26 protein-coding genes and 3 tRNA genes are annotated in these 24,604 nt (G+C 56.3%); 8 read left to right on the forward strand and 21 right to left on the reverse strand.

Features of this window, described 5'->3' with window-relative positions; all coding sequences use genetic code 11:
- The first annotated feature begins 24 nt into the window (after positions 1-24).
- The gene (ftnA, locus tag ABLV54_RS26555) at positions 25-522 is read left to right on the forward strand and encodes a non-heme ferritin (RefSeq protein ID WP_004203451.1); all 498 of its coding nucleotides are present in this window, start codon (positions 25-27) and stop codon (positions 520-522) included.
- Positions 523-558: 36 nt separating this feature from the next.
- On the opposite strand, the gene ABLV54_RS26560 is transcribed toward ftnA, so the two are convergent.
- Positions 559-798, reverse strand: a complete 240-nt coding sequence (locus ABLV54_RS26560) for a YecH family metal-binding protein (protein WP_050533823.1) — start codon at positions 796-798, stop codon at positions 559-561.
- A gap of 192 nt (positions 799-990) precedes the next feature.
- Here ABLV54_RS26560 and tyrP point away from each other — a divergent pair, with 192 nt between their 5' ends.
- Positions 991-2,202: a tyrosine transporter TyrP gene (gene tyrP / locus ABLV54_RS26565; protein WP_032428925.1), complete on the forward strand. Its 1,212-nt coding sequence runs from the start codon at positions 991-993 to the stop codon at positions 2,200-2,202.
- 25 nt (positions 2,203-2,227) lie between these two features.
- Here the strand turns inward: tyrP and ABLV54_RS26570 are convergent, their stop codons facing one another.
- Positions 2,228-2,896 carry a YecA family protein gene (locus ABLV54_RS26570; RefSeq protein ID WP_004203454.1) on the reverse strand — a complete coding sequence of 223 codons (669 nt, stop codon included), beginning with the start codon at positions 2,894-2,896 and terminating at the stop codon, positions 2,228-2,230.
- Between the two features lie 98 nt (positions 2,897-2,994).
- Entirely contained in the window at positions 2,995-3,876 is an 882-nt protein-coding gene (locus tag ABLV54_RS26575; RefSeq protein ID WP_044524002.1) for a dihydrodipicolinate synthase family protein, read from the reverse strand.
- A 326-nt stretch (positions 3,877-4,202) separates the two neighbouring features.
- Here ABLV54_RS26575 and ABLV54_RS26580 point away from each other — a divergent pair, with 326 nt between their 5' ends.
- Positions 4,203-5,093 (forward strand): DUF1796 family putative cysteine peptidase, encoded by an 891-nt coding sequence (locus ABLV54_RS26580; RefSeq protein WP_348814254.1) that lies wholly within the window; start codon positions 4,203-4,205, stop codon positions 5,091-5,093.
- Between the two features lie 387 nt (positions 5,094-5,480).
- Here ABLV54_RS26580 and ABLV54_RS26585 read toward each other — a convergent pair.
- The 6 genes from ABLV54_RS26585 to uvrY all read right to left on the reverse strand — a co-directional run bounded on the left by ABLV54_RS26585 (position 5,481) and on the right by uvrY (position 9,012).
- Positions 5,481-5,567: transfer RNA gene (locus ABLV54_RS26585), tRNA-Leu, on the reverse strand.
- Positions 5,568-5,580: 13 nt separating this feature from the next.
- Positions 5,581-5,654: transfer RNA gene (locus ABLV54_RS26590), tRNA-Cys, on the reverse strand.
- 40 nt (positions 5,655-5,694) lie between these two features.
- A tRNA-Gly gene (locus tag ABLV54_RS26595) sits at positions 5,695-5,770 on the reverse strand.
- A gap of 150 nt (positions 5,771-5,920) precedes the next feature.
- Positions 5,921-6,469 carry a CDP-diacylglycerol--glycerol-3-phosphate 3-phosphatidyltransferase gene (pgsA, locus tag ABLV54_RS26600; RefSeq protein ID WP_004141115.1) on the reverse strand — a complete coding sequence of 183 codons (549 nt, stop codon included), beginning with the start codon at positions 6,467-6,469 and terminating at the stop codon, positions 5,921-5,923.
- Positions 6,470-6,526: 57 nt separating this feature from the next.
- Complete coding sequence (gene uvrC, locus ABLV54_RS26605) at positions 6,527-8,359, reverse strand: excinuclease ABC subunit UvrC (RefSeq protein WP_348814255.1); 1,833 nt, start codon at positions 8,357-8,359, stop codon at positions 6,527-6,529.
- Complete coding sequence (gene uvrY, locus ABLV54_RS26610; protein ID WP_002911539.1) at positions 8,356-9,012, reverse strand: UvrY/SirA/GacA family response regulator transcription factor; 657 nt, start codon at positions 9,010-9,012, stop codon at positions 8,356-8,358. The genes uvrC and uvrY overlap by 4 nt, the downstream gene beginning before the upstream one ends.
- Positions 9,013-9,473: 461 nt before the next feature.
- Between uvrY and ABLV54_RS26615 the strand changes: the two genes are divergently transcribed.
- Positions 9,474-9,698 carry a DUF2594 family protein gene (locus ABLV54_RS26615; protein WP_023290279.1) on the forward strand — a complete coding sequence of 75 codons (225 nt, stop codon included), beginning with the start codon at positions 9,474-9,476 and terminating at the stop codon, positions 9,696-9,698.
- A 67-nt stretch (positions 9,699-9,765) separates the two neighbouring features.
- On the opposite strand, the gene sdiA is transcribed toward ABLV54_RS26615, so the two are convergent.
- From sdiA to tcyJ, 5 genes are all read right to left on the reverse strand, one after another.
- A complete protein-coding gene (gene sdiA / locus ABLV54_RS26620; protein ID WP_044524003.1) occupies positions 9,766-10,488 on the reverse strand; it encodes a transcriptional regulator SdiA in 723 nt (240 codons plus the stop codon).
- Between the two features lie 313 nt (positions 10,489-10,801).
- A complete protein-coding gene (gene tcyN / locus ABLV54_RS26625; protein WP_004203465.1) occupies positions 10,802-11,554 on the reverse strand; it encodes an L-cystine ABC transporter ATP-binding protein TcyN in 753 nt (250 codons plus the stop codon).
- The gene (tcyL, locus tag ABLV54_RS26630) at positions 11,551-12,219 is read right to left on the reverse strand and encodes a cystine ABC transporter permease (RefSeq protein WP_008804215.1); all 669 of its coding nucleotides are present in this window, start codon (positions 12,217-12,219) and stop codon (positions 11,551-11,553) included. Before tcyL ends, tcyN begins: the two co-directional genes overlap by 4 nt.
- A 15-nt stretch (positions 12,220-12,234) precedes the next feature.
- The gene (gene dcyD, locus ABLV54_RS26635) at positions 12,235-13,221 is read right to left on the reverse strand and encodes a D-cysteine desulfhydrase (protein WP_044524005.1); all 987 of its coding nucleotides are present in this window, start codon (positions 13,219-13,221) and stop codon (positions 12,235-12,237) included.
- Positions 13,222-13,316: 95 nt separating this feature from the next.
- A complete protein-coding gene (tcyJ, locus tag ABLV54_RS26640) occupies positions 13,317-14,117 on the reverse strand; it encodes a cystine ABC transporter substrate-binding protein (protein WP_004203468.1) in 801 nt (266 codons plus the stop codon).
- A gap of 200 nt (positions 14,118-14,317) precedes the next feature.
- Here tcyJ and amyA point away from each other — a divergent pair, with 200 nt between their 5' ends.
- Positions 14,318-15,805 (forward strand): alpha-amylase, encoded by a 1,488-nt coding sequence (amyA, locus tag ABLV54_RS26645; RefSeq protein ID WP_044524008.1) that lies wholly within the window; start codon positions 14,318-14,320, stop codon positions 15,803-15,805.
- A 41-nt stretch (positions 15,806-15,846) separates the two neighbouring features.
- Here the strand turns inward: amyA and yedD are convergent, their stop codons facing one another.
- The gene (gene yedD / locus ABLV54_RS26650; RefSeq protein WP_072096626.1) at positions 15,847-16,281 is read right to left on the reverse strand and encodes a lipoprotein YedD; all 435 of its coding nucleotides are present in this window, start codon (positions 16,279-16,281) and stop codon (positions 15,847-15,849) included.
- 374 nt (positions 16,282-16,655) lie between these two features.
- Here yedD and rcsA point away from each other — a divergent pair, with 374 nt between their 5' ends.
- On the forward strand, positions 16,656-17,279 hold the full coding sequence (rcsA, locus tag ABLV54_RS26655; RefSeq protein WP_023290286.1) for a transcriptional regulator RcsA: 624 nt from the start codon (positions 16,656-16,658) through the stop codon (positions 17,277-17,279).
- Between the two features lie 32 nt (positions 17,280-17,311).
- Here rcsA and dsrB read toward each other — a convergent pair whose 3' ends face one another.
- On the reverse strand, positions 17,312-17,503 hold the full coding sequence (dsrB, locus tag ABLV54_RS26660) for a protein DsrB (protein ID WP_004203477.1): 192 nt from the start codon (positions 17,501-17,503) through the stop codon (positions 17,312-17,314).
- A 135-nt stretch (positions 17,504-17,638) separates the two neighbouring features.
- Between dsrB and yodD the strand changes: the two genes are divergently transcribed.
- Positions 17,639-17,860, forward strand: a complete 222-nt coding sequence (gene yodD, locus ABLV54_RS26665) for a YodD family peroxide/acid resistance protein (RefSeq protein WP_050533859.1) — start codon at positions 17,639-17,641, stop codon at positions 17,858-17,860.
- Positions 17,861-18,159: 299 nt separating this feature from the next.
- Here yodD and dgcQ read toward each other — a convergent pair whose 3' ends face one another.
- Both dgcQ and ABLV54_RS26675 read right to left on the reverse strand, forming a co-directional pair.
- Entirely contained in the window at positions 18,160-19,839 is a 1,680-nt protein-coding gene (dgcQ, locus tag ABLV54_RS26670; RefSeq protein WP_348814256.1) for a cellulose biosynthesis regulator diguanylate cyclase DgcQ, read from the reverse strand.
- Between the two features lie 116 nt (positions 19,840-19,955).
- Positions 19,956-20,867 carry a DUF808 domain-containing protein gene (locus ABLV54_RS26675; RefSeq protein ID WP_044524012.1) on the reverse strand — a complete coding sequence of 304 codons (912 nt, stop codon included), beginning with the start codon at positions 20,865-20,867 and terminating at the stop codon, positions 19,956-19,958.
- A 183-nt stretch (positions 20,868-21,050) separates the two neighbouring features.
- On the opposite strand from ABLV54_RS26675, the gene yedA reads away from it, so the two are divergent.
- Positions 21,051-21,962, forward strand: a complete 912-nt coding sequence (gene yedA, locus ABLV54_RS26680; RefSeq protein WP_023290289.1) for a drug/metabolite exporter YedA — start codon at positions 21,051-21,053, stop codon at positions 21,960-21,962.
- On the opposite strand, the gene ABLV54_RS26685 is transcribed toward yedA, so the two are convergent.
- From ABLV54_RS26685 to ABLV54_RS26695, 3 genes are all read right to left on the reverse strand, one after another.
- A complete protein-coding gene (locus tag ABLV54_RS26685) occupies positions 21,937-22,431 on the reverse strand; it encodes a very short patch repair endonuclease (protein WP_226564150.1) in 495 nt (164 codons plus the stop codon). The two genes, yedA and ABLV54_RS26685, sit on opposite strands and share 26 nt — an antisense overlap.
- Positions 22,412-23,812, reverse strand: coding sequence for a DNA cytosine methyltransferase (locus ABLV54_RS26690; protein ID WP_183442149.1), 1,401 nt, complete (start codon positions 23,810-23,812; stop codon positions 22,412-22,414). Before ABLV54_RS26690 ends, ABLV54_RS26685 begins: the two co-directional genes overlap by 20 nt.
- Before the next feature lie 76 nt (positions 23,813-23,888).
- Positions 23,889-24,599, reverse strand: a complete 711-nt coding sequence (locus ABLV54_RS26695) for a phosphohydrolase (protein WP_348814257.1) — start codon at positions 24,597-24,599, stop codon at positions 23,889-23,891.
- Between the last annotated feature and the right edge of the window lie 5 nt (positions 24,600-24,604).

Here is a 24,604-nt window from a genome sequence, read left to right on the forward strand (position 1 = left end):
TATTTTAATTCCAGGAGCGCGACGATGCTGAAAACGGAAATGATCGACAAACTGAATGAACAGATGAATCTTGAACTCTATTCTTCTCTTCTTTATCAGCAGATGAGTGCCTGGTGCAGTTACCATAGTTTTGAAGGGGCTGCGGCCTTCCTGCGTCGCCATGCCCAGGAAGAGATGACCCATATGCAGCGCCTGTTCGACTACCTGACCGACACCGGCAGCCTGCCGCGCATCAACGCTATCGCCTCCCCGTTTGCCGAGTATGCGTCACTGGATGAACTGTTCCGCCAGACCTATGAGCACGAGCAGCTGATCACGCAAAAAATTAATGAACTGGCGCACGCGGCTATGACCAGTCAGGATTACCCGACCTTTAATTTCCTGCAGTGGTATGTCGCCGAACAGCATGAAGAAGAGAAATTATTTAAATCGGTAATTGATAAACTGACCCTCGCCGGGAAAAGCGGTGAAGGTCTGTACTTTATCGACAAAGAGCTGGCCACCCTCGATACGCAGAATTAATTGCCCGCGCCGCGACGCTTCTCCGTCGCGGCATTTTCAATGCTGACAAATCTTGTTTTCTGCGGTGGTAAATCCTGCCTCTCTGGCAATAAATTTGCCTTTCTGCTCTAAAAACGCCACCAGCTCCGCAGCGCTCAGATTTTCCGCCGAACAGGTGTGAAAGCGCGCCTCTGCGCCAAAGCGACGGTGAATGGCCGCCTCCAGCGAAGCCACCGTCCAGCACTCCTTCGACGCCAGCATTATCTGCAGCACTTCATGACCATGAATAGAAGACATAACCCCTCCGGAAAAAAACGCCAGCTTAGGCCAGACCGACGGCCCGCGCCTTGCGCCAGCGCAGGCTTTCATCCTTTGGACCTTGTAAAGTTTTAATTACAGAGCTTGTAACCCTGATTTGACGAAAGACGCAATATCCCCTACTCTGCGCGGCATAAATTATTGTGATTTGCTGTAGGGATAGCGAAAAGCGTGAAGAACCGCACTCTGGGCAGTATTTTAATCGTAGCCGGCACCACAATCGGTGCAGGTATGTTGGCGATGCCATTGGCCGCCGCAGGCGTCGGCTTTACCGTCACGCTGGGTTTACTTTTCACCCTGTGGGCATTGATGTGCTATACCGCCCTTTTGCTGCTGGAAGTCTACCAGCATGTCCCTGCCGATATGGGGCTCGGTTCCCTGGCGGCGCGCTATCTGGGCCGTTATGGACAATGGATCACCGGGTTCTGCATGCTGTTTCTGCTGTACGCCCTCACGGCGGCCTACATCAGTGGCGCCGGCGAATTACTCGCTTCCAGCCTCAACCAGTGGCTGGACTGGCAGCTGCCGCCGGCTGCCGGCGTACTGATCTTCACCCTGCTCGGCGGGGCGGTGGTGTGCATTGGCACCGCGCTGGTCGACCTGTTCAATCGCTTCCTGTTTAGCGCCAAAATCGTCTTCCTGGTGATTATGCTGGCTCTGCTGATGCCGCACATTCATCAGGTGAACCTGCTCACACTGCCGGTTGAGCAAGGCCTGGCGCTGTCGGCCATTCCGGTGATCTTTACCTCTTTTGGCTTTCACGGCAGCGTGCCGAGCGTCGTCAGCTATCTGGGGGGCGATATCCGTAAGCTGCGCCGGGTGTTTATTATCGGCAGTTTTATTCCGCTGGTGGCCTATATTTTCTGGCAGCTGGCGACGCTGGGCAGTATCGACGCTCCGGCCTTTACCGCCCTGCTGGCGCAACATGCCGGTCTGAACGGTCTGCTGGAGGCGATCCGCGAAGTGGTAGCGTCACCGCACGTGGAGCTGGCCGTACACCTGTTTGCCGACCTTGCGCTGGCGACCTCCTTCCTCGGCGTCTCGCTCGGGCTGTTTGATTATCTGGCCGATATGTTTCAGCGCAAAAACAGCGTCAGCGGGCGTCTGCAGAGCGGGATGATCACCTTTCTGCCGCCGCTGGCGTTCGCCCTGTTCTATCCCCGCGGCTTCGTCATGGCCCTGGGCTACGCCGGGGTGGCGTTGGCCGTGCTGGCCCTGATGTTACCGGCCATGCTGGTCATGAAGAGCCGCCGACTGCATCCGCAGGCGGCCTGGCGGGTGGCCGGCGGCGCCCCGGCGCTGTGGCTGGTCCTGCTGTGCGGGATCGGCATCGTAGCGATCCAGTTCTGCATCGTCGCCGGGCTGTTACCGGCGGTGGGATAAAAAAAGGGGCCAGCTGGCCCCTTTTTCATTTCGCTAAGCAACACTGCTTATACTTTTTACCGCTGCCGCACGGACAGGGATCGTTACGTCCGACTTTCGTCTCATTTCTTACCGGCTGCGGGACCACCTCCGGCTGTGGATTCGCCATCCAGTACTGGTAAAGCGCCAGCGCCGCCGGGGTGATGCGCTCGATGCTGGCGATAAATTCATCCGCCGTCAGATTATCCAGCGCGGAAAACTGTTCTTCGCTACCGTGGAGCGCAATCGCCTCCAGCTCAGGCTGAAGTTCAGCAGGCAGCGTCGACCAGTCGCTCAGCGCCACGCCGCGCAGATAGCCAAAACACCACTCTTCAACGATGGTCAGCTCCTGACCTTCCGCTTCACGGGTGCCGAACAGCGGTTCGAACTGATCGGGATAAGACTCCAGCCGTTCGGCGATATCGCTCATATGCTGCAGCGTCAGATTGACAAAGCGATCGCGCTCGCGGTCGTTGGCCCAGCGTGGCACATTATCGGCACCACCCCAGATAGCCAGCAGCCACTGGGCGGGTTCGATAGCGGTGGGCGCCGAGAGGATCGCCGTCAGCAGGCCATCCAGTTCAGAGACATCCAGAATAGCGCCTTCGGTGGCGTATTTCGCCAGCGTCTCGTCCAGCCATTCCAGTTCGTTTTCGTTTAAAGGTCCGGTATTCATTCACAGGCTCGCATGGTAAAAATCGGGCCTACAGTAGCCGAAATGCCGGCAGAAAGCCACCCGGCAGCGCCCATTGCGCCTGCGTCGACCCGACACAATCAGGCCAGCCCGTGCAGCGCCGCCGCCACGTCGCGACAGGCCTCCTCCCCTAACGGCAGCAAGGGGCGGGGAAGCGAGTCAGGATCACACAATCCCAGAATGGCCGCAGCGGCGGCGACCACCCGCAGGCTGCCGCCGTAGCGGTCAAAGCACCGCCAGAGGGGCGCAAGTTGCTTATTCAGCGCCGCCACCTGTGCCGCATCGCCGTGACGGATGGCTTTCACCAGCGCCAGAGAGATACGAGGAAAGAGGCCGCCGCAGACCGAGTACCAGACCTCGCAGCCGGCCTGCAAGCCCGCTGTCGCGCGAACGTCACCGCTAACGCCAAGCGTCACGCCGCCAGGCAGATGACGACGCAGAGCCGCCACTCGTTCACTCGCCTGCGGCGCGGGCAGACCGGGAATTTTTATCGAGGCGATGGCCGGTAAGGCAGCAATCTGCCCCTGCAGCTCATCCGATAACGTCACGTGGGTGGTACGGGGGTTGTCATACAGGCAAACCGGCACCGAGGCATGCCGGCAGACCTCCTCGTAAAAAGCGTAGATCTCCTCCGCAAAGAGCGGCTGATAGGACATCATCGGCAGGAGCAATGCATCCGCCCCGGCCTGCTGGGCATCCTCCACCAGCCGGAGCACCTCGCTGGTGGCGATGGCGCCGACGCCGATCATTATCGGGGTCGACCCGGCATGCGCCTTCGCCACCTGCACCACCCGCTTGCGCTGTTCACGACTGAGATAGGCGTAGCTGCCGGTTGAGCCTAAGATGCCCAGGGAGTCGACGCCGGCATCGGTAAGACGAGCAAGAAGACGAATAAACGCTTTTTCATCGATAGTTTGCTGATGCAGCGGCGTCAGCGGAAATGCGCAAAGCCCTGTGAACATGATGCCTCCGGCAGGCTGGATGAAGTGTCCGGACGATAGTAGCAGGGAGAGATCGTTTTGTCCTGGGACAAATGAGCGATTGCCGGTGACAATGGATTGTTTCCCACTACGTGGTGATCCCGTTCGCGAGATTGCCGCCGTCAGCCCAGTCATCGATAGCCACCAGATTCTGCCGAGGATATTCAACGACGCCGTGCCCTGCAGTCGCTATTTTTTGCTGGATTGCCAATCTTAAATCAACTTGTCATAATCCCGCGCAATTTATATGGCTATATATTTAAGCAGCAATTAAATAAAGCAACACTATGGCTTCAAGCGGATAAAAAATGGCAAATGACATCCAGAAAAAATATCTCAAAATATTGTTAATAAAGTCTACGTATAAAACATTACTGGGTCGCCCCGCAGATCCTGACGGTCTTAAAAATTATTACCATGCAATTTCTGACAAGTCGCTTGCCGAATCAGCACAACTTCTTAACGCATCGCTGATGAATAGTGACGAGTTCAAGGGATTAACACCATCCAGAATGGCATTCGAGATTGTATGTATCCCGCCACATCCTGTATCAGGGATTGAAACTCAAGGACAATGGGCTGTGAAGCACATTGTGTCATTAGGAAGCCATTGTTTAACGTCGTGGACACTGAAAAAATTTAATCTGAAAAAAAACTCTCTGCCTTTTGACTGGATTTTTTCCTGCCCGGCGATGGTCATCGATTGCCTGAGGGACGATTTTCAGATTTTTTTAGACAAAAACGAATATAGCTCATTAAATCGCCAGTCCAAAGAACCCGGCGCCCACCACAATAAATATAAACAAAAATATAACCTGAATGATATCTTCACCCATCGCGATCCCACCACCCCAGCCGATTATGCGTATTACCTCCGCGCAGTAAAGAGATTCAGGAACATATTAAAAAGCGCGGATGGCAAGCTTTTTGTCATTTGCTGCAGAGAAGAGATCGACCTTGCCAAGGCGCTCCCGGCATTAGTCGCTGAACTTGCTCAGCACACGACGAACTTTTATCTGTTAGCTTTTTCACTGCGGAAACCCTCTCACCTTCAGCTGGAGAGCATCGCGTCCGGGGAGAATTATTCGCTATATCGTTTTACCCCTGAGTCTGAAGAAAGATTTACCGGCAAATTCCCCTCGCTTACGGATGAGATGGTATTTATATCGAAAGTACTTTCTTTCAACCTCGAACTGTAGAGACGGTTTCAACGCCGGTTCGCTGTGTACCCGCTTGCCTCCCCCTGCTGGCCTGGGGGAGCGAGATCGTTCCGATCATATAATCCCCCACCCGCTAAGCCTATTATCCGCCGCGACCCGGACCGGCTTCACTACGGTAAGCCTCTACGCCAGAGGTCTGTGCCGATCACAGACCATGACTTCAGGCCTCTCCTTGCCCGGAGTCAGAACGGCATCCCGTATCATCAGGCGCAGGCTTAGCCAATAACAATGTTTCGGGTGCAGGACAAGGTGGAGAAGAAAAACAGGATGACATGTCGTGATAAAGCGGGGTTGAAAACAAAAAAACCACCCGTAGGTGGTTTCACGACACTGCTTATTGCTTTGATTATTCTGCTTTTATCCCAATGGTACCCGGAGTGGGACTTGAACCCACACAGCGCGAACGCCGAGGGATTTTAAATCCCTTGTGTCTACCGATTCCACCATCCGGGCTCGGGATATAAAGTGGAGGCGCGTTCCGGAGTCGAACCGGACTAGACGGATTTGCAATCCGCTACATAACCGCTTTGCTAACGCGCCTTTAATTCTGAAGCACCCGCTACTGCCGATGCTGTTAATCTGGAGCGGGAAACGAGACTCGAACTCGCGACCCCGACCTTGGCAAGGTCGTGCTCTACCAACTGAGCTATTCCCGCATCATCAAGTTATTTGCTAATCACTTGATTTTGTTATCGTCTGGAAGACTGTGCCGCCGTTCGATGCGTTGCATTCTACTTATCTCTCGCGGTGAGTCAACGGTATTTTTCGCAACTTTGCATCGTTTGCTGAAAATAACGGCGAAACGATCACTGATCAAGCAAATCGCCGCGCGCCGCGTTCAAATATTGCAGCATCGACCACAGCGTCAGCACCGCCGCCACGAGGAAAAGCGCGATCCCGGCCCATTCCACCCACGGATAAGGACGCCACAGCATCCACACCAGGGCAGTCATCTGTGCGGTGGTTTTCACTTTGCCAATCCACGAGACCGCCACGCTGCTGCGTTTTCCCAGCTCCGCCATCCACTCGCGCAGCGCGGAGATAATAATTTCACGGGCAATCATCGTCGCCGCCGGCAGCGTGACCCACCAGGTGTGATAGTGCTCAGCGACCAGCACCATGGCGATAGCCACCATGACTTTATCGGCCACCGGATCGAGGAAGGCGCCGAACCGGGTACTCTGGTTCCAGCGACGGGCGAGGAAACCATCAAACCAGTCGGTCACGGCGGCAACAAAGAAAATCAGCGCGCAGGCAAACGGCGCCCAGCTAAAAGGCAGATAAAACGCCAGCACAAAGAACGGGATCAGGATGACGCGGAACAGAGTAAGCAACGTAGGGATATTAAATTGCATAGTGACGGGTAACTATCTGTTGTAAGTAAAAATTAGCCCTATGTTGCTACAGAGCCCCTAATGTTTCAACGAGTAGAAGATCTTTTCTGCCAGAGCGTGAGAGATGCCCGGTACTTTGGCAATTTCTTCGACGCTGGCCTGCTGCAGCCCCTGCAGCCCCCCCATGTACTTCAGCAGCATCTGGCGACGCTTCGGCCCCACCCCCTCGATAGTCTCAAGCGAGCTGGTGCTCTTCACTTTCGCCCGTTTTTTGCGATGTCCGGAGATCGCATGATCGTGCGATTCATCGCGGATATGCTGGATCACGTGCAGGGCCGGCGAATCCGGCGGCAGGCTAAACCCCTCGCCCTCTGGTTCAAAGAATAACGTTTCCAGGCCGGCTTTACGATCGCTACCTTTCGCCACGCCCAGCAGCAGCGGATGATGTTTATCCCAAGGGACGTCCAGCTCGGCAAACACCGCTTTCGCCTGCGCCAGCTGCCCCTTGCCGCCGTCTATCAGGATCACATCCGGAATCTTGTTGTCATCAATCGCTTTACCATAGCGACGGCGCAGGACCTGATTGATCGCCGCATAGTCATCGCCCGGGGTGATGCCGGCGATATTGTAGCGCCGGTACTCCGCGCGCAGGGGGCCATTGCTGTCAAATACCACGCAGGAGGCGACGGTCTGTTCGCCCATGGTGTGGCTGATATCAAAGCACTCCATCCGCTTCACGGCCGGCAGCTCCAGCACGGAGGCCAGCGCCTGCAGACGCTGATGGATGGTCGATTGCTGAGACAATTTCGTGGTTAACGCCGTGGCGGCATTGGTGCGCGCCAGCTTAAGGTAACGCGCCCGGTCGCCGCGCGGTTTAGTCTGCACATGAATTCGGCGCCCCGCCAGCTCCGACAGCGACTCGGCCAGCAGCGTCTTATCCCCGAGGTTGAAGTCGAGCAAAATCTCTCCCGGCAGCGTGCGCATCTGGCTGCCCTGCAGGTAGAACTGGCCGACAAAGGTCTCCCCGACCTCGCCCAGCTCGGTGCCGCCCGGCACTTTCGGGAAGTAGCTGCGGCTGCCCAGCACTTTCCCCTGGCGGATAAACAGCACATGGACGCAGGCCATTCCGGCATCAAAGGCAACCCCGATCACGTCAAGATCGTCGCCGGTGTTAGAGACAAACTGTTTCTCCGTCACGCGGCGGACGGCCTGAATCTGGTCGCGAATGCGCGCCGCCTCTTCGAACTCGAGGTTCTGACTCGCCTTCTCCATCCTCGCGATGAGCTGAGTCAGCACCTGATCATCTTTGCCGGCGAGAAACAGCCGCACATACTCCACCTGCTGAGCATACTCGTCTTCACTGACCAGCCCCGCCACGCACGGCCCCAGGCAGCGGCCAATCTGATACTGTAGACAGGGACGGGAGCGATTGCGGTAGACGCTGTTTTCACACTGACGGATGGGAAAGATTTTCTGCAGCAGCGCCAGGGTCTCGCGCACGGCATAGCCGTTGGGAAAAGGACCAAAATACTCGCCCTTCGCATGTTTGGCGCCACGATGCATCGCCAGACGCGGATGGGTATCGCCGCTGAGGAAGATAAAAGGATACGACTTATCGTCGCGCAACAGCACGTTGTACCGCGGCTGGTACAGCTTGATATAGTTGTGTTCAAGCAGCAGCGCTTCCGTCTCAGTATGGGTGACGGTCACGTCGATTTGCGCGATCAGCGCCACCAGCGCTTCCGTTTTACGCGACGCGAGGTTGCTGCGGAAGTAGCTGCTGAGCCGCTTTTTCAAATCTTTGGCTTTGCCAACATAGATGACGGTTCCGCCAGCATCATACATCCGATATACACCGGGCTGGCTGGTTACCGTTTTCAGGAAAGCTTTTGCGTCAAAAACATCACTCACTGGCTTGCTAACGACTCCGCATTACACAGGCCATGGCGAATTGCCAGGTGGGTCAGCTCGACATCGCCATGAATGTTCAATTTGCTGAACATCCGATAGCGATAGCTGTTAACCGTTTTAGGACTCAGATTCAGCTGCTCTGAGATCTCATTCACCTTCTGACCTTTGGTGATCATCAGCATAATCTGCAATTCGCGTTCAGACAAACTGGCAAACGGCGATTCCGTTTTTTCCGGTTCAATCTGACTTAACGCCATTTGCTGAGCAATATCGGAGGCAATGTAACGTTGCCCGGACGCGACGCAGCGAATCGCATTCACCACTTCCTGTGGCGCAGCGCCCTTACTGAGATACCCTGCCGCCCCTGCCTGCATGACCTTGGCAGGTAAAGGATTCTCGGTATGTACGGTCAACATGATCACTTTCGTGCCCGCTACCGAGCGCGCGATTTTGCGCGTCGCTTCCAGACCACCGATCCCGGGCATGTTCATGTCCATCAGGACGACATCAGCGGAATTAGCCCGGCACCACTTGACGGCGTCTTCGCCGCAGCAGGCTTCGCCAGCGACTTTAATCCCTTTTATATCTTCCAGAATGCGTCGTATCCCTGCGCGCACCAGTTCGTGGTCATCAACAAGAAGAACGTTGATCAAAGGAATAATCTCCAGAATGAGGGATAACGCTACTGATACTTTATCTCCCACATATTACCGGGTTTTATTGCTAATTTAAAAGGCAAAAAAATGCCGTCCCCTCGATTTGGCTCTCATTTATGGCAATGTCTGTGCACACTGAGTGGAAAGTCATTGCGAACAATCAGTTGCCCGGGGCTTATTTTTTAACAATCCTCATACAGAAGGCACAAAAAACACAACAGATTACGTAGCGCATAAATACGAGGCAAAATATGTAACAATTATTAACGTGCTAAATAATGGGGGGAAATTATTGCGCTGCTGACAGCTATTACGTCTTATCTGATGCATAAAATCATTCACAACTCAGATGAGAGAACAGAAATTAAGCACTCCTTTTTTTTCTGTCGCTTGTGGTATACTGCGCGGCCTTCACATTCAGACAGGCGCAATAGCGCAGCGAGCAAACGAGGATATCGATGAGCACACCAGATTTTTCCACTGCAGAAAATAATCAAGAACTGGCGCAGGAAGTCTCCTGCCTGAAAGCGCTGATGACGCTAATGCTGCAGGCGATGGGTCAGGCAGACGCGGGTCGCGTGATTATTAAAATGGAAAAGCAGATCGCGCAGATGGAAGATGAGGCTCAGGCCGCCGTATTCTCCAGCACCGTTAAGCAAATTAAACAAGCATACCGGCAGTAATCTTGTACCGGCTGAAAGTATGACTGACAGCCGGTATCACGTCTGGCACGCAGAACGGCAGGCGCATTCAGATTAGCCCTGTCGCCACGGCGTAACAGGCAATTTGCGTTTTATTCGGCGCGTTAAATTTCCGTTGCATATTCTTCTGATGGAAATTAACCGTATTTTCCGAAATCGAGAGAATCATCGCCACCTCCGCCGAGGTCTTTCCTTCCGCGGTCCATTTGAGGATCTCCAGTTCGCGCCGGCTGAACTTCATCTCCGGCGGCATCACCATCTCATCTTCCAGACGCAAGAGCGTCAACAGGCTCAACTCCGTCAGCGTTCGCAGGCGCAGCTCCAGTTCATCATCAGGATAAGCGTTCGGCAAACGGTTGTTCGCGGAGACGGAGAGAAAACCCTGAGCATGATTCGGCAACGTCAGACACTGTGTCACCCCTTTTTGCAAACCATGGTCGCGCGCCCCGTCCCATAATGCCTGCGCATCGCGAAACAGCCCATCTTCCCATGGCAGATGGCCACGCATAAAATTCTCCGGGCGTAACACGGGATCTATCGTGAAATAATTCTCTGCCTGGTAATGAGACATCCATGCGCGGGGATAGGTCGACTGAAACGTGACGCGGGGGCGAGTGAAAGGCACCGGGTGACGCACACAAAGCGTGTAGTAATCATATTCCAGCGTTTCTGTTTCTCGTTGCAGGAGATTATAAACCTCCTCACCGGCGGCCATGGACTGAAATTGATGCAGCATATCCCGCCGCCAGCTGAAAAAATCATTGTCCCTCATAGCTGTGCAAATAACTCCTGATTGATAATCATTATTATAAATACAGAAAACTAACACATAAATCTTATTTATATGTATAAAATATCGTGGCTGTCGCATTTATTAGCCTGAAGGCTTGCCTTTTTTCCGCTCGCTGCGCTGAAACTAAGGCCCTCCTTTCATTTTCTACACCCTACACGGGGGGATGGGAAGCGGTGTATACGGCCAGGGGAGTCAATAGCACGAAAATGTGATGATGGGGCGTTCCCCCGGCGTGGAAGCGGGCTGAACGCGGCGGCCCTCGCGATGGAGCGCCGCCGCGCCAGCGCCTGCTCTACTGCATCAGGAATTTTTCGAGGAACTGGCGGGTACGCGGCTGCTGAGGCGAGGCGAACAGCGCTTTGGCCTCGCCTTGTTCAACGATGCGTCCCTGATCCATAAAAATCGCCCGATCGGCAACGTCGCGAGCGAAGCTCATTTCATGGGTCACGATAACCATGGTGCGTTTCTCCTGCGCCAGCTGGCGGATGGTATTGAGCACCTCCCCTACCAGCTCAGGATCAAGGGCCGAGGTCGGTTCATCAAACAGGATCACGTCCGGACGCATGGCCAGCGCGCGAGCAATGGCGACCCGCTGCTGCTGACCGCCGGAGAGGCGGCGCGGATAGCTGTTCTCTTTGCCGCTGAGGCCTACCTTCGCCAGCAGATCGCGCGCCCGCGCCATCGACTCCTGCTTGTCTTCGCCTTTTACGATGACCGGCCCTTCAATAATGTTCTCCAGCACCGTCCGGTGGGGAAACAGGTTAAAGTTCTGGAAGACAAAACCCACGTGCTGGCGCAGCCGCCGAATAAGCCCTTTTTGCGGCCCGAGGCTGCGACCGGCGTCGATCGTCACATCGCCGACGCGGATAGTGCCACTCTCCGGTTGCTCCAGCAGATTAATGCTGCGCAGCAGGGTAGTCTTCCCCGAGCCGCTGGGACCGATGATCGCCACCACTTCGCCTTCCTGCACCTCCAGGTCGATACCGTGGAGCACCGTCTGGCCATGGAATTTTTTCACCAGGCTTTTTACTTCAATCGCACTCATTTCGGATCACGCTCCTGGCGGTTCAGCTGGTTTTCAAAATAGTTCTGCAGCGAGGAGAGTACCGTCGCCATCACCCAGTAGATCAGAGAGGCTGCCAGATACATGGTGAAGACCTCCAGCGTTCGCGAGGTGATAAGCTGCGCCTGACGGAACAGCTCCGGCACCTGGATCGTCGCCGCCAGCGAGGTATCTTTTACCAGGCTGATAAAACTGTTAGAGAGCGGCGGCAAAGCGACCCGCGCCGCCTGGGGTAAAATAGCCCGACGCATTGTCTGCCACGGGGTCATACCGATACTGGCCGCCGCTTCCCATTGCCCTTTGTCAATCGAGGCGATGGCCGCGCGCAGGGTTTCCGCCGCGTAGGCCGCCGTGTTCAGCGACAGGCCGATCATCGCCGCCGGGATCGGGTCAAGTTCAATGCCAAACTGCGGCAAACCGTAGTAGATCATGAACAGCTGGGCGATAAGCGGTGTCCCGCGAAAAATGGAGATATACATGCGCGCCAGCCATTTTACCGGCCAGAGGGGCGACATGCGCATCAGCGCCAGGATAAAGCCCAGCACCAGGCCGAAAAACATCCCGCCAATGCTCAGCTGCAGCGTAAAGACGGCGCCTTTCAGCAGAAAAGGCGCGGAATCGATGACCAGTTGGATACTTTCTTGCATGCTGTGGTTTCTATATTAGACGTGAGGATGATAGGCAAACAGCGCTGGCGCTCCGCCAGTATGGACGAACAAAATCGGCCCTTCATCCTTAAAGCGCTTCTGCGTAATGCCATCGATAAGTCCGGCCATCGCTTTGCCGGTATAGACCGGGTCAAGCAAAATACCTTCCAGTTGCGCCAGCAGCTTCACGGCGGCCATCCCTTCCTCGTTTGGCGTCCCGTAGCCCGGTGCAAAGTAATCATCCCACAGGATGATGTCGGCTTTCGCCTGCAGCTCAAGGCTGTTGGCCACGGCCTGCTGCAGCGCCACCACTTTCGGCAGCTGGTCGGCAACAGCGCGCGACACCGTCACCCCGATCAGTTCCGCCTGCGGCATCAGCTGTTCAAGGCCGACCGCCAGTCCGGCATGGGTGCCAGCGCTCCCGGAGGCGACCACCACCGACGAAATCTCCACTGCGTCTTCGCACTGCTGGGCGATTTCCAGCGCGCTTTCTACATAGCCTAGCGCCCCAAGGGCGTTAGAGCCGCCGACCGGAATGACATACGGGCGGTACCCCTGCGCTTCGATACGGGTCGCCAGCTCGTCGAGCTGGGCTGCGGGATCGGTCAGGGCATCGCACATCTCAATCTGGGTATTAAACAGATCCAGCAGCAGGCGGTTGCCATTGCTCAGATAGTTCTCCGCCCGGGTGCCGATGGGATTTTCCAGCAGCGCTACGCAGTGCAGGCCCAGTTTGGCGGCGACCGCCGCCGTCTGGCGCACATGGTTAGACTGGATCGCGCCGGCGGTGATTAACGTATCCGCCCCTTCGCGCAGCGCATCGGCGGCGAGAAACTCCAGCTTACGCAGTTTGTTGCCCCCCATCGCCAGCGGCGTCGTATCATCACGTTTGATAAAAATTTCGCGCCCGAGGTGATCGGACAGACGCGGAAGATACTCCAGCGGCGTCGGCGCGCCGATCAGTTCCAGACGCGGAAAGCGGGTTAAATTTTGCAGTGACATGGCCCCTCCTGACTCAGTTATGCTTCATTATGCACACAGTTACGCGCTAAATAAAAAAAGGCGCTTCCAGGAGCGCCTTTTTTCACCGCTGGCCGTTATTTTGTCACGTCAGCGCCAAACCATTTCTCGGACAGCGCCTTCAGGCTGCCATCTTTCTGCATATCCGCAATCGCGCCATCTACCGCTTTCAGCAGGTCATCGTTGCCTTTACGCAGCGCAACGCCAGCTTCCTGACGGGAGAACGCTTCGCCGGTGACCGCCAGCGTATTGTTGGTTTTCTTCACCAGATCCAGCGCCGCCAGACGGTCAACCAGAATGGCGTCAATACGGCCTACGCGCAGATCCTGGTATTTGGTCGGGTCGTCGTCATAGGTGCGGACATCCACGCCCTGGACGTTCTGACGCAGCCACTCTTCATAGTTAGTGCCCAGCCCGACGCCCACTTTCTTGCCTTTCAGATCCGCCGCGGTTTTAATCGCGCCTTCGTTGCCTTTCTTCACCAGCGCCTGCACACCGGAGATCGTGTACGGGGTAGAGAAATCGTATTTCTTCTTACGCTCATCGGAGATAGTGACCTGGTTAATCACCACGTCAATGCGTTTGGAGTCCAGCGAGGCCAGCATACCGTCCCACTTGGTCGGTTTGAGGTCGGCCTTCACGCCCAGATGTTTCGCCAGCTCGTTGGCGAACTCCACTTCAAAGCCGGTCAGCTTGCCGTCATCACCCTGGAAGCTAAAGGGAGGATAGGTGCCTTCGAGGCCCACGCGCAGCGTGCCGCGCTCTTTAATCTGATTGAGCAGGTTTTCCGCCGCAAAAGTTTTCACGCTAACGCCAGCCATTAAAACAACGGCCATTGCGCCCATCAGCGCCTGACGACCCAGAAGTGCTAATTTCATAGATACCCCGAAGATTAGGATTTTCCTGTAGTGTAAGGCGCTTAACGGCCCGACACCAACATCGTTACGCTACATCTTATGCAAATTTATTATATATGATCCGCTTTAGGGTATAGCGAAATTCAGGGCTTTCCTCACCCGTTTTGCGGGATATCTCCCATACTGCAAAGGTCAGCCTGTTGACGTCTGGAGCATGGAAGATGAAAAACCCCACCTTGTTGCAATGTTTTCACTGGTACTACCCCGCCGGCGGCGAACTGTGGCGTGAAGTCGAAGCGCTGGCCCCCAGTCTTAACGAAATCGGCATCAATATGGTCTGGTTGCCACCCGCCTACAAAGGCGCCTCGGGCGGTTATTCTGTCGGCTATGACACCTACGATCTCTTCGACCTCGGCGAGTTTGATCAAAAAGGTTCTGTCGCCACCAAATATGGCGATAAAACCCAGCTGCTGGCGGCGGTTAACGCCCTGAAGGAGCACGACATCGCCGTGCTGCTGGACGTGGTAGTGAACCATAAAATGGGCGCCGATGAAAAAGAGGCCTTGCGCGTGCAGCGCGTCGATGAGCAGGATCGCACGCAAATTGACGAGACGATCATAGAGTGCGAGGCATGGACTCGCTATACCTTCCCGGTGCGCGCCGGGCAGTATTCGCAGTTTGTCTGGGACTACAAGTGTTTTAGCGGCATTGACCACATCGAGAATCCGACGGAAGACGGAGTATTTAAAATCGTCAACGACTACACCGGCGAAGGCTGGAATGAGCAGGTCGATGATGAGCTTGGCAACTTCGACTACCTGATGGGCGCTAATATCGATTTTCGTAATCACGCCGTCACCGAAGAGATCAAATACTGGGCGCGCTGGGTGATGGAGCAGACCGGCTGCGACGGTTTTCGTCTTGACGCCGTGAAGCATATCCCCGCCTGGTTTTACAAAGCGTGGATCGAACATGTTCAGGAGGTGGCCCCGCAGCCGCTGTTTATTGTCGCGGAATACTGGTCCCATGAAGTGGAAAAGCTCCAGCAGTATATCGACCTCGTCGAGGGCAAGACGATGCTGTTCGATGCCCCGCTGCAGATGAAATTTCATGAAGCGTCCCGCCAGGGGCGCGATTACGACATGAGCCAGATTTTCAGCGGGACGCTGGTGGAAGCCGACCCCTTCCATGCCGTCACCCTGGTCACCAACCATGATACCCAGCCGCTGCAGGCGCTCGAGGCGCCGGTTGAGCCATGGTTTAAACCGCTGGCCTATGCGCTGATCCTGTTGCGTGAAAATGGCGTGCCCTCGGTCTTCTATGCCGATCTCTTCGGCGCTTCCTATGAAGATACCGGCGGCGACGGACAAACCTACGCCATAGAAATGCCCGTCATCGAGCAGCTACACGAACTGATCGATGCCCGTCAGCGCTTTGCCCACGGCGTGCAGACTCTCTGGTTCGATCACCCCAACTGCATTGCCTTCAGCCGCAGCGGCACCGACGAGGATCCCGGCTGCGTGGTGGTGATGTCCAATGGTGATGAGGGAGAAAAGACCCTGACGCTGGGCGAGAACTATGGCAACAAACGCTGGCGGGATTTCCTGGGCAACCGGGAAGAGATTGTCGAAACCGACGACGAAGGCTGCGCAACCTTTACCTGTAACGGGGGAAGCGTCAGCGTGTGGGTGCTGGAAGCGGTGCTGTAGTCATCTGACGCCGGACGGGCCAGCAGTGGCCCGCCGGAACCTTAGCGCGCGGTGGTCGGCGCGCTGACCGGAGCGGCCGCACGCGCTTTAGCCCACGCCTTCTCGCACTCCGGGGTGAGACGTTCAACGCGGGTCAACGTCATACGATCGTAGGAAAGGGTGTTGCCCTCGCGCTCGATCGGGTAGATATCCAGGGAAGCGGTCACGTTGTAGATATCGCTATCGCGGTTCATCAGTTTCCCCGGCTGGGCGATCACACGCTGCCACTGGCGGCAGTCGAAGGTGTCCCCTTCTTTGGTGACGATCAGGCTGGCGATGGCGTCCGGACTCATCATCTCACTCTGCGGCCCTTTCGTCTGCCAGTAGCCTTCCAGGCCTGCCGGCGCTGGCGCTTTAACAACGTCTTCGTAACGATCAACCTGCACGCATCCGGCCAGCGCCAGCACCATGCCAGCAAAAACTAACTGTTTCATCATTCATCCCACAAGCTGATAAAAAAGTATTGTGGCATTAAAGCGTTAAGCCTTCCACCCCCGCCGCAGGCGGAGAAGTCGGGCAACACACGGCCAGGCATCGCAGCCTTCATTTGAAATAAGGAAATTCTGAAAGTAAAAGAATGTTTGGGGCCTAACCATAGCATCCGCGGGCACTTTTTGTTTTTAATTCGCTCACACTACCGGTTCTTGACTTTACTTTAAGAGTTTTCCTGGCAAATTATTTACAGAGATGCGGAATAGTTTAATGGAACTAATGGGTTCTTTCTTAAACCTACTATTATCACCGCCTGCAAGGACTGCTTCGCACAGCCAGTGTGAAGTGTATATCGTTACGTGTTGATTGAGGATGGGTCATGTCAACGATGATTATGGATTTGTGCAGTTATACCCGGTTGGGACTAACGGGATATCTGACCAGTCGGGGAATTAAAAAACAGGAAATCGTTGAGGTCAACTGCGCTGAGGATCTGCACAGGCACTGTGCGTCATGTTGCCCGGCGGTGGTGTTTCTGAATGAAGATTGCTTTGTGCATGATGATGAAAGTAATGGCATTATTCGCCAGATCATCACGCAAAATCCGGCGACGTTGTTTGTGATTTTTATGTCGCTGGCGAACATCCATTTTGACCGCTATCTACGGGTGCGTAAGAACCTGCTAATCAGCTCAAAATCGATCACTCCAAAAGACCTTGATGTCATTCTGGTTAATTATCTTAAATACAAGAACACGAGTCTGGGGCAGTTAAATTTACCGACGTTGTCGCTGAGCAAAACAGAATCAAATATGCTGCAAATGTGGATGGCCGGGCATGGTACTTCGCAAATTTCAACGCAAATGAACATCAAAGCGAAAACGGTATCATCGCATAAAGGCAATATTAAAAAGAAAATACAGACGCATAATAAGCAGGTGATTTACCACATCGTTCGGCTGACCGAAAACATTACCAGCGGTATTCAGGTGAATCTACGCTGAAACAAACTGGCGGTGGTCCCGCCAGTTCGGTTTTACGAGATTTCTTTTTCCACGAAGATCCCATCCGGGTGCCCTATTTCATTGAAAAACCAGATCCCCAGGGGATAGTCTTCCAGCGAAACCAGATACATCGTCCCTTCACTAAACGACTCAATTGCCAGCACTACGCCCGATCGACGTGGGCCACCGTCGGTCTTCACCGTGACACGATCGTTCACCTGCATAATCCATCTCCTCTCTATTTCCAGCCAGTGTAGAACAAAACCACGCCGCTCGCAGCGTCGCGGGCAGTGACTGGCGTTTTTTTAGACCGACTATACTTAAAGAGGCTTGAGCGACGCTCAGCGAGGGGGGTAATGATGAAGAACCGATTGACAGACCAGACCGGGAGCGACGTTGATGTCAACGTTGATGCTCTGCTGGCGGCGATTAATGAGATCAGCGAAAGCGAAGTCCATCGCATCCTCGATGACCCACAGCGCGCCAGTATCGATGGCCGCGGGGCGCATACCTGGCGTGAACTGGCGGAGGCATTTGAACTCGATATTCATGATTTCAGCGCCAGTGAAGCCAACCGCTAGCGATGGGCGAAAAAAATCCCGACTCGCAGGAGTCGGGATCAAACTTGCTAATGCAAGAAGCACTTGAAAATTCGTTACACCGGGAAATCCGATGCGTTGAAACATTATCCTCAATTATTTTGCATGACAAGCGATATTCATGGCGCAAAATATTGAGAAAGTTGGCGCTTCGCAGCAGAAAGGGCTGCAGGGCTGATGCGATAAGGCTTAGCCGCAAACCGGTTTCATTCGATAGCGCGATCCCCGTCGAACACTTTAAGAAAAATCTCATTTTGCCTGATTCGGGCGAAACGTTTTGCTCACGCTTCGCTGCGATACCAGACCTGGTTGCGGCCATTTTGCTTGGCCAGATACAGTCGACCATCGGCGACCGACTGCAGAGCTTCAAAATGATACTCCCCCCGCTCTTCGCTGCCGCTTACCCCTAACGACGCGCTGACCCGCAGCGTCACGTTGTTATGCAAAAAGACCTCCCGGCCATGAATACGCAGGCGTAGCCGCTCCGCTACCGCCGCCGCTTCCTGCAGCGTGGTATTCGGCAGCACGACACAAAACTCCTCTTCGCCCACGCGGCCCAGCAAATCACCGTCCCGGACGGTGCCGGCAAGCGTACTGGCCACCATCGACAGCACTCTGTCACCCGCCTGATGGCCATAGCGATCGTTAATGCCCTTAAAGTGATCCAAATCGAGCTGGATGACCGCCAGCGGTCGTCCGCTGCGCTGGCAGTCGCTGGCTACCGCCATCGCCTTCTCAAACAGCGCCCCGCGATTGAGCAGGCGGGTTAAGGCATCGTGCCAGGCCTGCCACTCCAGGGAGGTCTGGAGGACGCTCATATTGCGGACCATACGGCGGATCACCAGCCAGGAGAGCAGCAGCATTAAGGTGAAGAGGATCCACATCAGGGTCAGGGCGATGGTGATGGTGCCAAAGTTGCCGCGTACGCCTTCCCGCAGGGTATGGATCCGCAGCAGCACGCCGTCAAAATTGCGCAGTTTGGCCCAGCTGATATAGCGCGTCAGCAGACGCAGGCCGCCCTGATTATCATGGGCAAACGCGCGGCTGAGCAGTTCCTGTTCGCGCGGCGACAGCAGCGTCAGGACATTCCCCGGCGCAGAAGAGGCCAGCAGGCTAAGATGGCTGTCGTAAAGCTGGTATTCCCCCTCCTGCCCGCCCTGCATCGCGCTGATTAAAAATGCTTTTATTTCGCTGACTGAGAAATCCATCGCCAGCACGCCGCGCCAGTAACCGGCAAAATCCAGCGGTATCGAGGCGGTGACCACCTGCTCTTCCAGCTGCGGGTCATCGTCAGGAAAGGTTTGCCAGATAACGCCGCGGTGCGGATTGTTCCGCTGGGTCTGCCGGGTAAACCAGAGGGCGCTGATGGCGCGCGAATAGTAGGTCTTCACCTGCGATTCATCGCGCAGCGGCAGGGTCGAGGTGAAAAAACCGCTGCGGGAGATATATTGCATCCGCTCGGCAAAATCGCGGTCATGCTGCGTCAGGTTTAACAGATAACCCAGCTCCAGCGTCGCCATCAGTTCATTGACCACCAGCGGATCGTCCGGCAAGAGCAGCGGGTGATCCCTGACGACGCCCTCCGAGACGCCAAACACCGGCAGCGTCCGGCGGTTGGGGAGCGCCACCCGCCAGGTCTCCTGGTGGCGTTGGCTCAGATAGCGCTGGCTGGCTTCGTGCAACACATCGACGTCGAGCGGGCGTTCAAGCGCGGACTGCATACCGTGGCGAAAAAACATCATCCTGTCGATGTTGAACTGCAGCAGGCCATCCATTTCATGCGCGACGTTAGCCAGATTATTGCGCTGGTTCGCCACGTAGGCCTCTTCCAGGACATTGATTTCGCGCCAGATCAGCAGCGTGGAGAAAAACAGCACCACGATAAAACAAATGTTAACCACATGCGCCGGGCGAGTCAGGTGGTAGAGTTTTTTCAACTTCAACCGTAGTGGCTTTTCCATCTTTCTCTCGCAGTACGTTGCGCAAATCTGACGTCGTCAGCACGCCCGGTCTCTGTCGATACCGGAGGCGCTTTTAGCGTAGACCACGCGGCGCCGTCATGCGGCGCCGCACCTGACTACTTCACCGCGCCACGCAGGCGACTGACCGCCTTGACGCCCGCCAGCACCACCGCGCCGATGATAAAACCCAGCACCAGATTAGCGACCATCGGCAGCAAGGCGGCCAACATGCCGCCCAGCCCCGCGCTCCAGTGCTCAATGGCATGGTGCAGCGGCGCAATACCGTGAACCACAATCCCGCCGCCCACGAGGAACATGGCCAGCGTTCCGACGATAGAGAGCACTTTCATCAGCCAGGGGGCCACGGTCAATAACCCTTTGCCCAGCCACTGCGCCAGGGTACTGCGTTTCTCCGCCAGCCAGTAGCCCATGTCATCCAGTTTGACGATCACCCCCACCAGGCCATAGACCCCGACGGTGACCAGAATCGCGATCCCCGACAGAATGAGGATCTGATTCAGCAGCGGCGCTTCCGCGACAATGCCGAGGGTGATGGCGACAATTTCCGCGGACAAAATAAAGTCGGTGCGGATCGCCCCTTTGACTTTGTCACGCTCAAAGGCCAGCGGATCACGATCCGCCAGCGCCTGAAGACGCTGCTGCCGTTGCGCTGGGTCCTCTTTGTGCTTACGCGCTTCCAGGCTGTGGAGCACCTTTTCCACCCCTTCAAAACAGAGAAACGCGCCGCCCAACATCAGCAGCGGCGTAATCGCCCAGGGAATGAAGGCGCTGATTAGCAGGGCCAGCGGCACGAGGATGATTTTATTGACGAACGACCCTTTCGCCACGCCCCAGACCACAGGCAGCTCACGATTTGCCCGCACGCCGGTCACCTGTTGGGCGTTGAGGGAGAGATCGTCGCCCAGCACCCCCGCCGTTTTTTTCGCCGCCAGCTTGCCCATCATGGAAATATCGTCCAGCAGCGTGGCGATATCATCGAGTAATGTTAAAAGACTACTTCCTGCCAAAATGATTTTCCTTCTCTTTTCATCAATGTCTCCCTCGAGTATGCGTTAAAAAACGGCCGCTGCCCAAGGTACAATTAGTCAATATAAATTTAACAACCTGACGCAAATTAAGCGCTCGCCAGCAGGATAGTTTTCACGTTTACTATATGTCCCCTTTCTATCTCTGCACCGTCGTGAGGAAGTATGTCTACCCGTCAGCTGTTACCGCTTATCGGGGCGCTGTTTGCGCTGTATATCATTTGGGGCTCTACCTATTTCGCCATCGCCGTCGGCGTCGCCAGCTGGCCGCCGCTGATGATGGCCGGAATTCGCTTTCTCTCTGCCGGCGTGCTGCTACTGGGATGGCTGTTGGCCACCGGCCATAAACTGCCGGCCCGCGGACCGTTGCTTAACGCCGCGCTGATCGGGGTTTTGCTGCTGGCCGTCGGCAACGGCTTTGTCACCCTGGCCGAACATCAGCACGTTCCCTCCGGGATCGCCGCGGTCATGGTCGCCACCGTTCCGCTGTTCACCCTGTGCTTCAGCCGCTTTTTCGGCATCGCCACTCGTAAACTGGAATGGCTGGGGATTGCCATTGGCCTCGCGGGTATTGTGATGCTTAACAGCGGAGGCAACCTGAACGGCAACCCCTGGGGCGCGCTGCTGATCCTGATTGGCTCCCTGAGCTGGGCCTTCGGCTCGGTTTACGGCTCGCGGATCGAACTGCCGACCGGCATGATGGCGGGGGCAATCGAGATGCTTGCCGCCGGGATCGTCCTGCTGGCCGCGTCATGGCTGAGCGGCGAAACCTTAACCCGTGTTCCGTCGTGGTCCGGGATCGCCGCTGTGGCCTACCTGGCTATCTTTGGCTCGCTGATTGCCATCAACGCCTATATGTTTTTGATCCGCAATGTCACCCCGGCGGTGGCCACCAGCTACGCCTATGTCAACCCGGTGGTGGCGGTTCTGCTTGGTACCGGATTCGGTGGCGAAAGCCTGTCCCTGATCGAGTGGCTGGCGCTGGCGGTGATTATTTTCGCCGTCGTGCTGGTGACGCTGGGGAAATATCTCTTCCCGGTTCGCAGCGAAGCTACCCCTTGTAAGGCGTCGAAATAAGCGCCAGTTCGCGGATCCCCTGGGTGTCGATCTGCGCGTCGTGTCCGGCGCCGCAGATCCACTCTTCCAGACGCTCGGTGAGCGCCTCGTCATTCAGCTTCAGCCGACCGCGCAGGGCGCATTCCCAGACGATAAGCACCCGCCAGCCCTGCTCGGCCAGCTTTCGCCGGTCACGGGCATCGCGCGCCACGTTGCCGGCGATCTTGTCCAGCCAGAACGCCGTCCGGGTGGCCGGCACCTTAAACAGGTAACAGTCATGGTGATGCCAGAAACAGCCGTGGGTAAAGATGACGCAACGGTAATCGGGTAAAACGAAATCAGGGCGTCCCGGCAGCTCACGCTCCTGGGCAACAAAGGTGAATCCCGCCTGAGTCAACAGCGCCGCTATCCGCTTCTCGATCGCCGTATCGCGCGTGGCGATAGCCCGCATATTTTTACTGCGCGTGGCTTTATCGTGAACATCCGCCATCGTTATCACCCGCTTCGCGACGCGCCACCGCCTGAGCGATGCGCGGGGCCAGGAGCTTCGCCACCGCGGCGAAGACCGGAACCACCACCGAGTTGCCGAACTGACGATAGGCCTGGGTATCCGACACCGGAATGCGGAAACGCGCCCCCTGAGGCGATTCGAAACCCATCAACCGGGCGCACTCCCGCGGCGTCAGCCGACGAGGACGCCGCTGTTGATTCTGCGGATCGTCAAAATGCGTCTCGCCCAGCGGCCGGTCCCAGCCGCGATCGACGAGAATTTCGGCGCCATCTTTATAGTAGCGGGCGGAGAGCGTCCGGGCCACGCTGTGGGGATTGGCGGGGTCCACCAGGCCATAACCAAAGCCATTGCCCCGCGCCTGATGCTTGCGGGCATATCGATAAAGATATTTCCACAGTACCGGCGTGAGGATAAATTTGGCATCCACCGTCGGCTCCAGCAGCTCGCCAAATGTTGGCCGAACCGTCGGGTACAGCGCCGCGATATCGCGCAGCGTAAAGCCCTCGTGCAGCTGCAGATCGCGACGGAAGCCCACCAGCACGATGCGCTCCCGGTGCTGCGGTAAGAAATGGCGCCCGTCGATCACCTTCGGATCGTCCGGCCCGCTATGCGCGGCGTCAGCGACCTCATACCCCAGCTCATCCAGCGTCTGCATGATGATGCGGAAGGTCCGCCCCTGATCGTGGCTTTTGAGATTTTTAACATTCTCCAGCACAAAGATCGCCGGCTGACGGGCAGCGATAATTCTCACCACATCAAAAAACAGCGTCCCCTGGGTTTCGCAGGCAAAGCCGTGGGCGCGACCCATGGCATTTTTTTTCGACACGCCGGCGAGTGAGAAAGGCTGGCAGGGAAAGCCGGCCAGCAGCACATCATGCTGCGGGATAGTCTCGCGGATATGCTGCGCCGCCTCGTCATCGCTAACGTCGGGGCGATGGCTGAGGGTGATATCGCGAATATCTTCATTGAAACGGTGTTGCTGCGGATCACAATACCAGTTGGCCTTATAGGTGCGCACCGCATGCTTGTTCCACTCGCTGGTAAAGACGCACTGCCCGCCGATAGCTTCAAAACCGCTGCGGATCCCGCCGATACCGGCAAACAGATCGACAAAGCGGAATCCATAGTGCGGATGATGGGCCGGCGGCGACGGCAGGAGCGTCGCCAGATGAGCGACCTCCTGCGGACGCAAACGCGCTGCCGCGCGGCTGAGGGCCGCCACGCGCTTGAGGATCGCCGCGCTCCAGTGCTGCTCCCCGACGCTCACCAGCTCGGCGACCAGCGTTTTCACATCGTAGATCGTCATCAGCTGGCGCAGCAGCGCCTGAGCCTCTTCACCGGCCTGTTCCGTCAATGACAACGACATGTTTTCCTTGCTTAACTTTTGTGGCATATCCTCAACCAGCGCGGACAATTTTTGCAGAGAGTACCATAAATCACTGGTCGGTTGACGGCTGTGGTGCAAAGCGGCGTAAAACCGCCTCATCCAGCGCCAGGGGTTCCCCCTTCAGCTCCGCGCTGATCTTGGCCATAAACTCGACGAGGAAGCGCGCATTATGCTGCGCCATAGCCCTTCCTCCGGCGGTCTGCATGGTTTCCGGCAGGCGCAGGAGCTTGCACTGGAAATGGTCGAGGGCATATTTTCTGTCATCCAGCGATCTCCGGTCGGCGAAAGGATCGTCGGCATCAAACAGAATGGTGTTCAGGGCGCCGGCGACGGCGAAGACCCGCGCCAGGCCTATCGCCCCCAGCGACTCGAGACGGTCGGCGTCCTGGACGATTTTCGCCTCCAGCGTGCGCGGCGGGAGCGCCGCGCTGAAGCTGTGCGCCTCAATAGCGTGGCTGACCGCCGCATACCGGTCTGCGGGAAAATCGGCAAACGACGACTGCAAAATAGCCAGGGTTTTCTCGGCAGCCATCATCGAGGAGCGGCTTCGCTCCGGATGATTTTTAGGCAGACTGACAATGTCATGAAAATAGCAGGCCGTGAGAAGCACCAGTCCGTCGACCTCCTCCTCCCCGGCGGCCAGCCGGGTGGCGGTGGCCCAGACGCGACGAAAATGGGACAGATCGTGCGCCGCATCCTCCCGGGCGTGATGCGTCAATATCCAGTGCTCAAATCGCTGCTGCCAGTCAACCAGGTTCATAGGCG

Source organism: Klebsiella sp. JB_Kp042, from assembly GCF_040065275.1.
Taxonomy (GTDB): Bacteria; Pseudomonadota; Gammaproteobacteria; order Enterobacterales; family Enterobacteriaceae; genus Klebsiella; species Klebsiella quasipneumoniae.

Coding starts and splice junctions, on each gene's coding strand:
- ftnA (WP_004203451.1), top strand. CDS start 25: ATGCTGAAAACGGAAATGATCGACAAACTGAATGAACAGATGAATCTT.
- ABLV54_RS26560 (WP_050533823.1), bottom strand. CDS start 798: ATGTCTTCTATTCATGGTCATGAAGTGCTGCAGATAATGCTGGCGTCG.
- ABLV54_RS26570 (WP_004203454.1), bottom strand. CDS start 2,896: ATGAATACCGGACCTTTAAACGAAAACGAACTGGAATGGCTGGACGAG.
- ABLV54_RS26575 (WP_044524002.1), bottom strand. CDS start 3,876: ATGTTCACAGGGCTTTGCGCATTTCCGCTGACGCCGCTGCATCAGCAA.
- ABLV54_RS26580 (WP_348814254.1), top strand. CDS start 4,203: ATGGCAAATGACATCCAGAAAAAATATCTCAAAATATTGTTAATAAAG.
- pgsA (WP_004141115.1), bottom strand. CDS start 6,469: ATGCAATTTAATATCCCTACGTTGCTTACTCTGTTCCGCGTCATCCTG.
- ABLV54_RS26615 (WP_023290279.1), top strand. CDS start 9,474: ATGAGCACACCAGATTTTTCCACTGCAGAAAATAATCAAGAACTGGCG.
- sdiA (WP_044524003.1), bottom strand. CDS start 10,488: ATGAGGGACAATGATTTTTTCAGCTGGCGGCGGGATATGCTGCATCAA.
- tcyN (WP_004203465.1), bottom strand. CDS start 11,554: ATGAGTGCGATTGAAGTAAAAAGCCTGGTGAAAAAATTCCATGGCCAG.
- tcyL (WP_008804215.1), bottom strand. CDS start 12,219: ATGCAAGAAAGTATCCAACTGGTCATCGATTCCGCGCCTTTTCTGCTG.
- dcyD (WP_044524005.1), bottom strand. CDS start 13,221: ATGTCACTGCAAAATTTAACCCGCTTTCCGCGTCTGGAACTGATCGGC.
- tcyJ (WP_004203468.1), bottom strand. CDS start 14,117: ATGAAATTAGCACTTCTGGGTCGTCAGGCGCTGATGGGCGCAATGGCC.
- amyA (WP_044524008.1), top strand. CDS start 14,318: ATGAAAAACCCCACCTTGTTGCAATGTTTTCACTGGTACTACCCCGCC.
- yedD (WP_072096626.1), bottom strand. CDS start 16,281: ATGATGAAACAGTTAGTTTTTGCTGGCATGGTGCTGGCGCTGGCCGGA.
- rcsA (WP_023290286.1), top strand. CDS start 16,656: ATGTCAACGATGATTATGGATTTGTGCAGTTATACCCGGTTGGGACTA.
- dsrB (WP_004203477.1), bottom strand. CDS start 17,503: ATGCAGGTGAACGATCGTGTCACGGTGAAGACCGACGGTGGCCCACGT.
- yodD (WP_050533859.1), top strand. CDS start 17,639: ATGAAGAACCGATTGACAGACCAGACCGGGAGCGACGTTGATGTCAAC.
- dgcQ (WP_348814256.1), bottom strand. CDS start 19,839: ATGGAAAAGCCACTACGGTTGAAGTTGAAAAAACTCTACCACCTGACT.
- yedA (WP_023290289.1), top strand. CDS start 21,051: ATGTCTACCCGTCAGCTGTTACCGCTTATCGGGGCGCTGTTTGCGCTG.
- ABLV54_RS26685 (WP_226564150.1), bottom strand. CDS start 22,431: ATGGCGGATGTTCACGATAAAGCCACGCGCAGTAAAAATATGCGGGCT.
- ABLV54_RS26695 (WP_348814257.1), bottom strand. CDS start 24,599: ATGAACCTGGTTGACTGGCAGCAGCGATTTGAGCACTGGATATTGACG.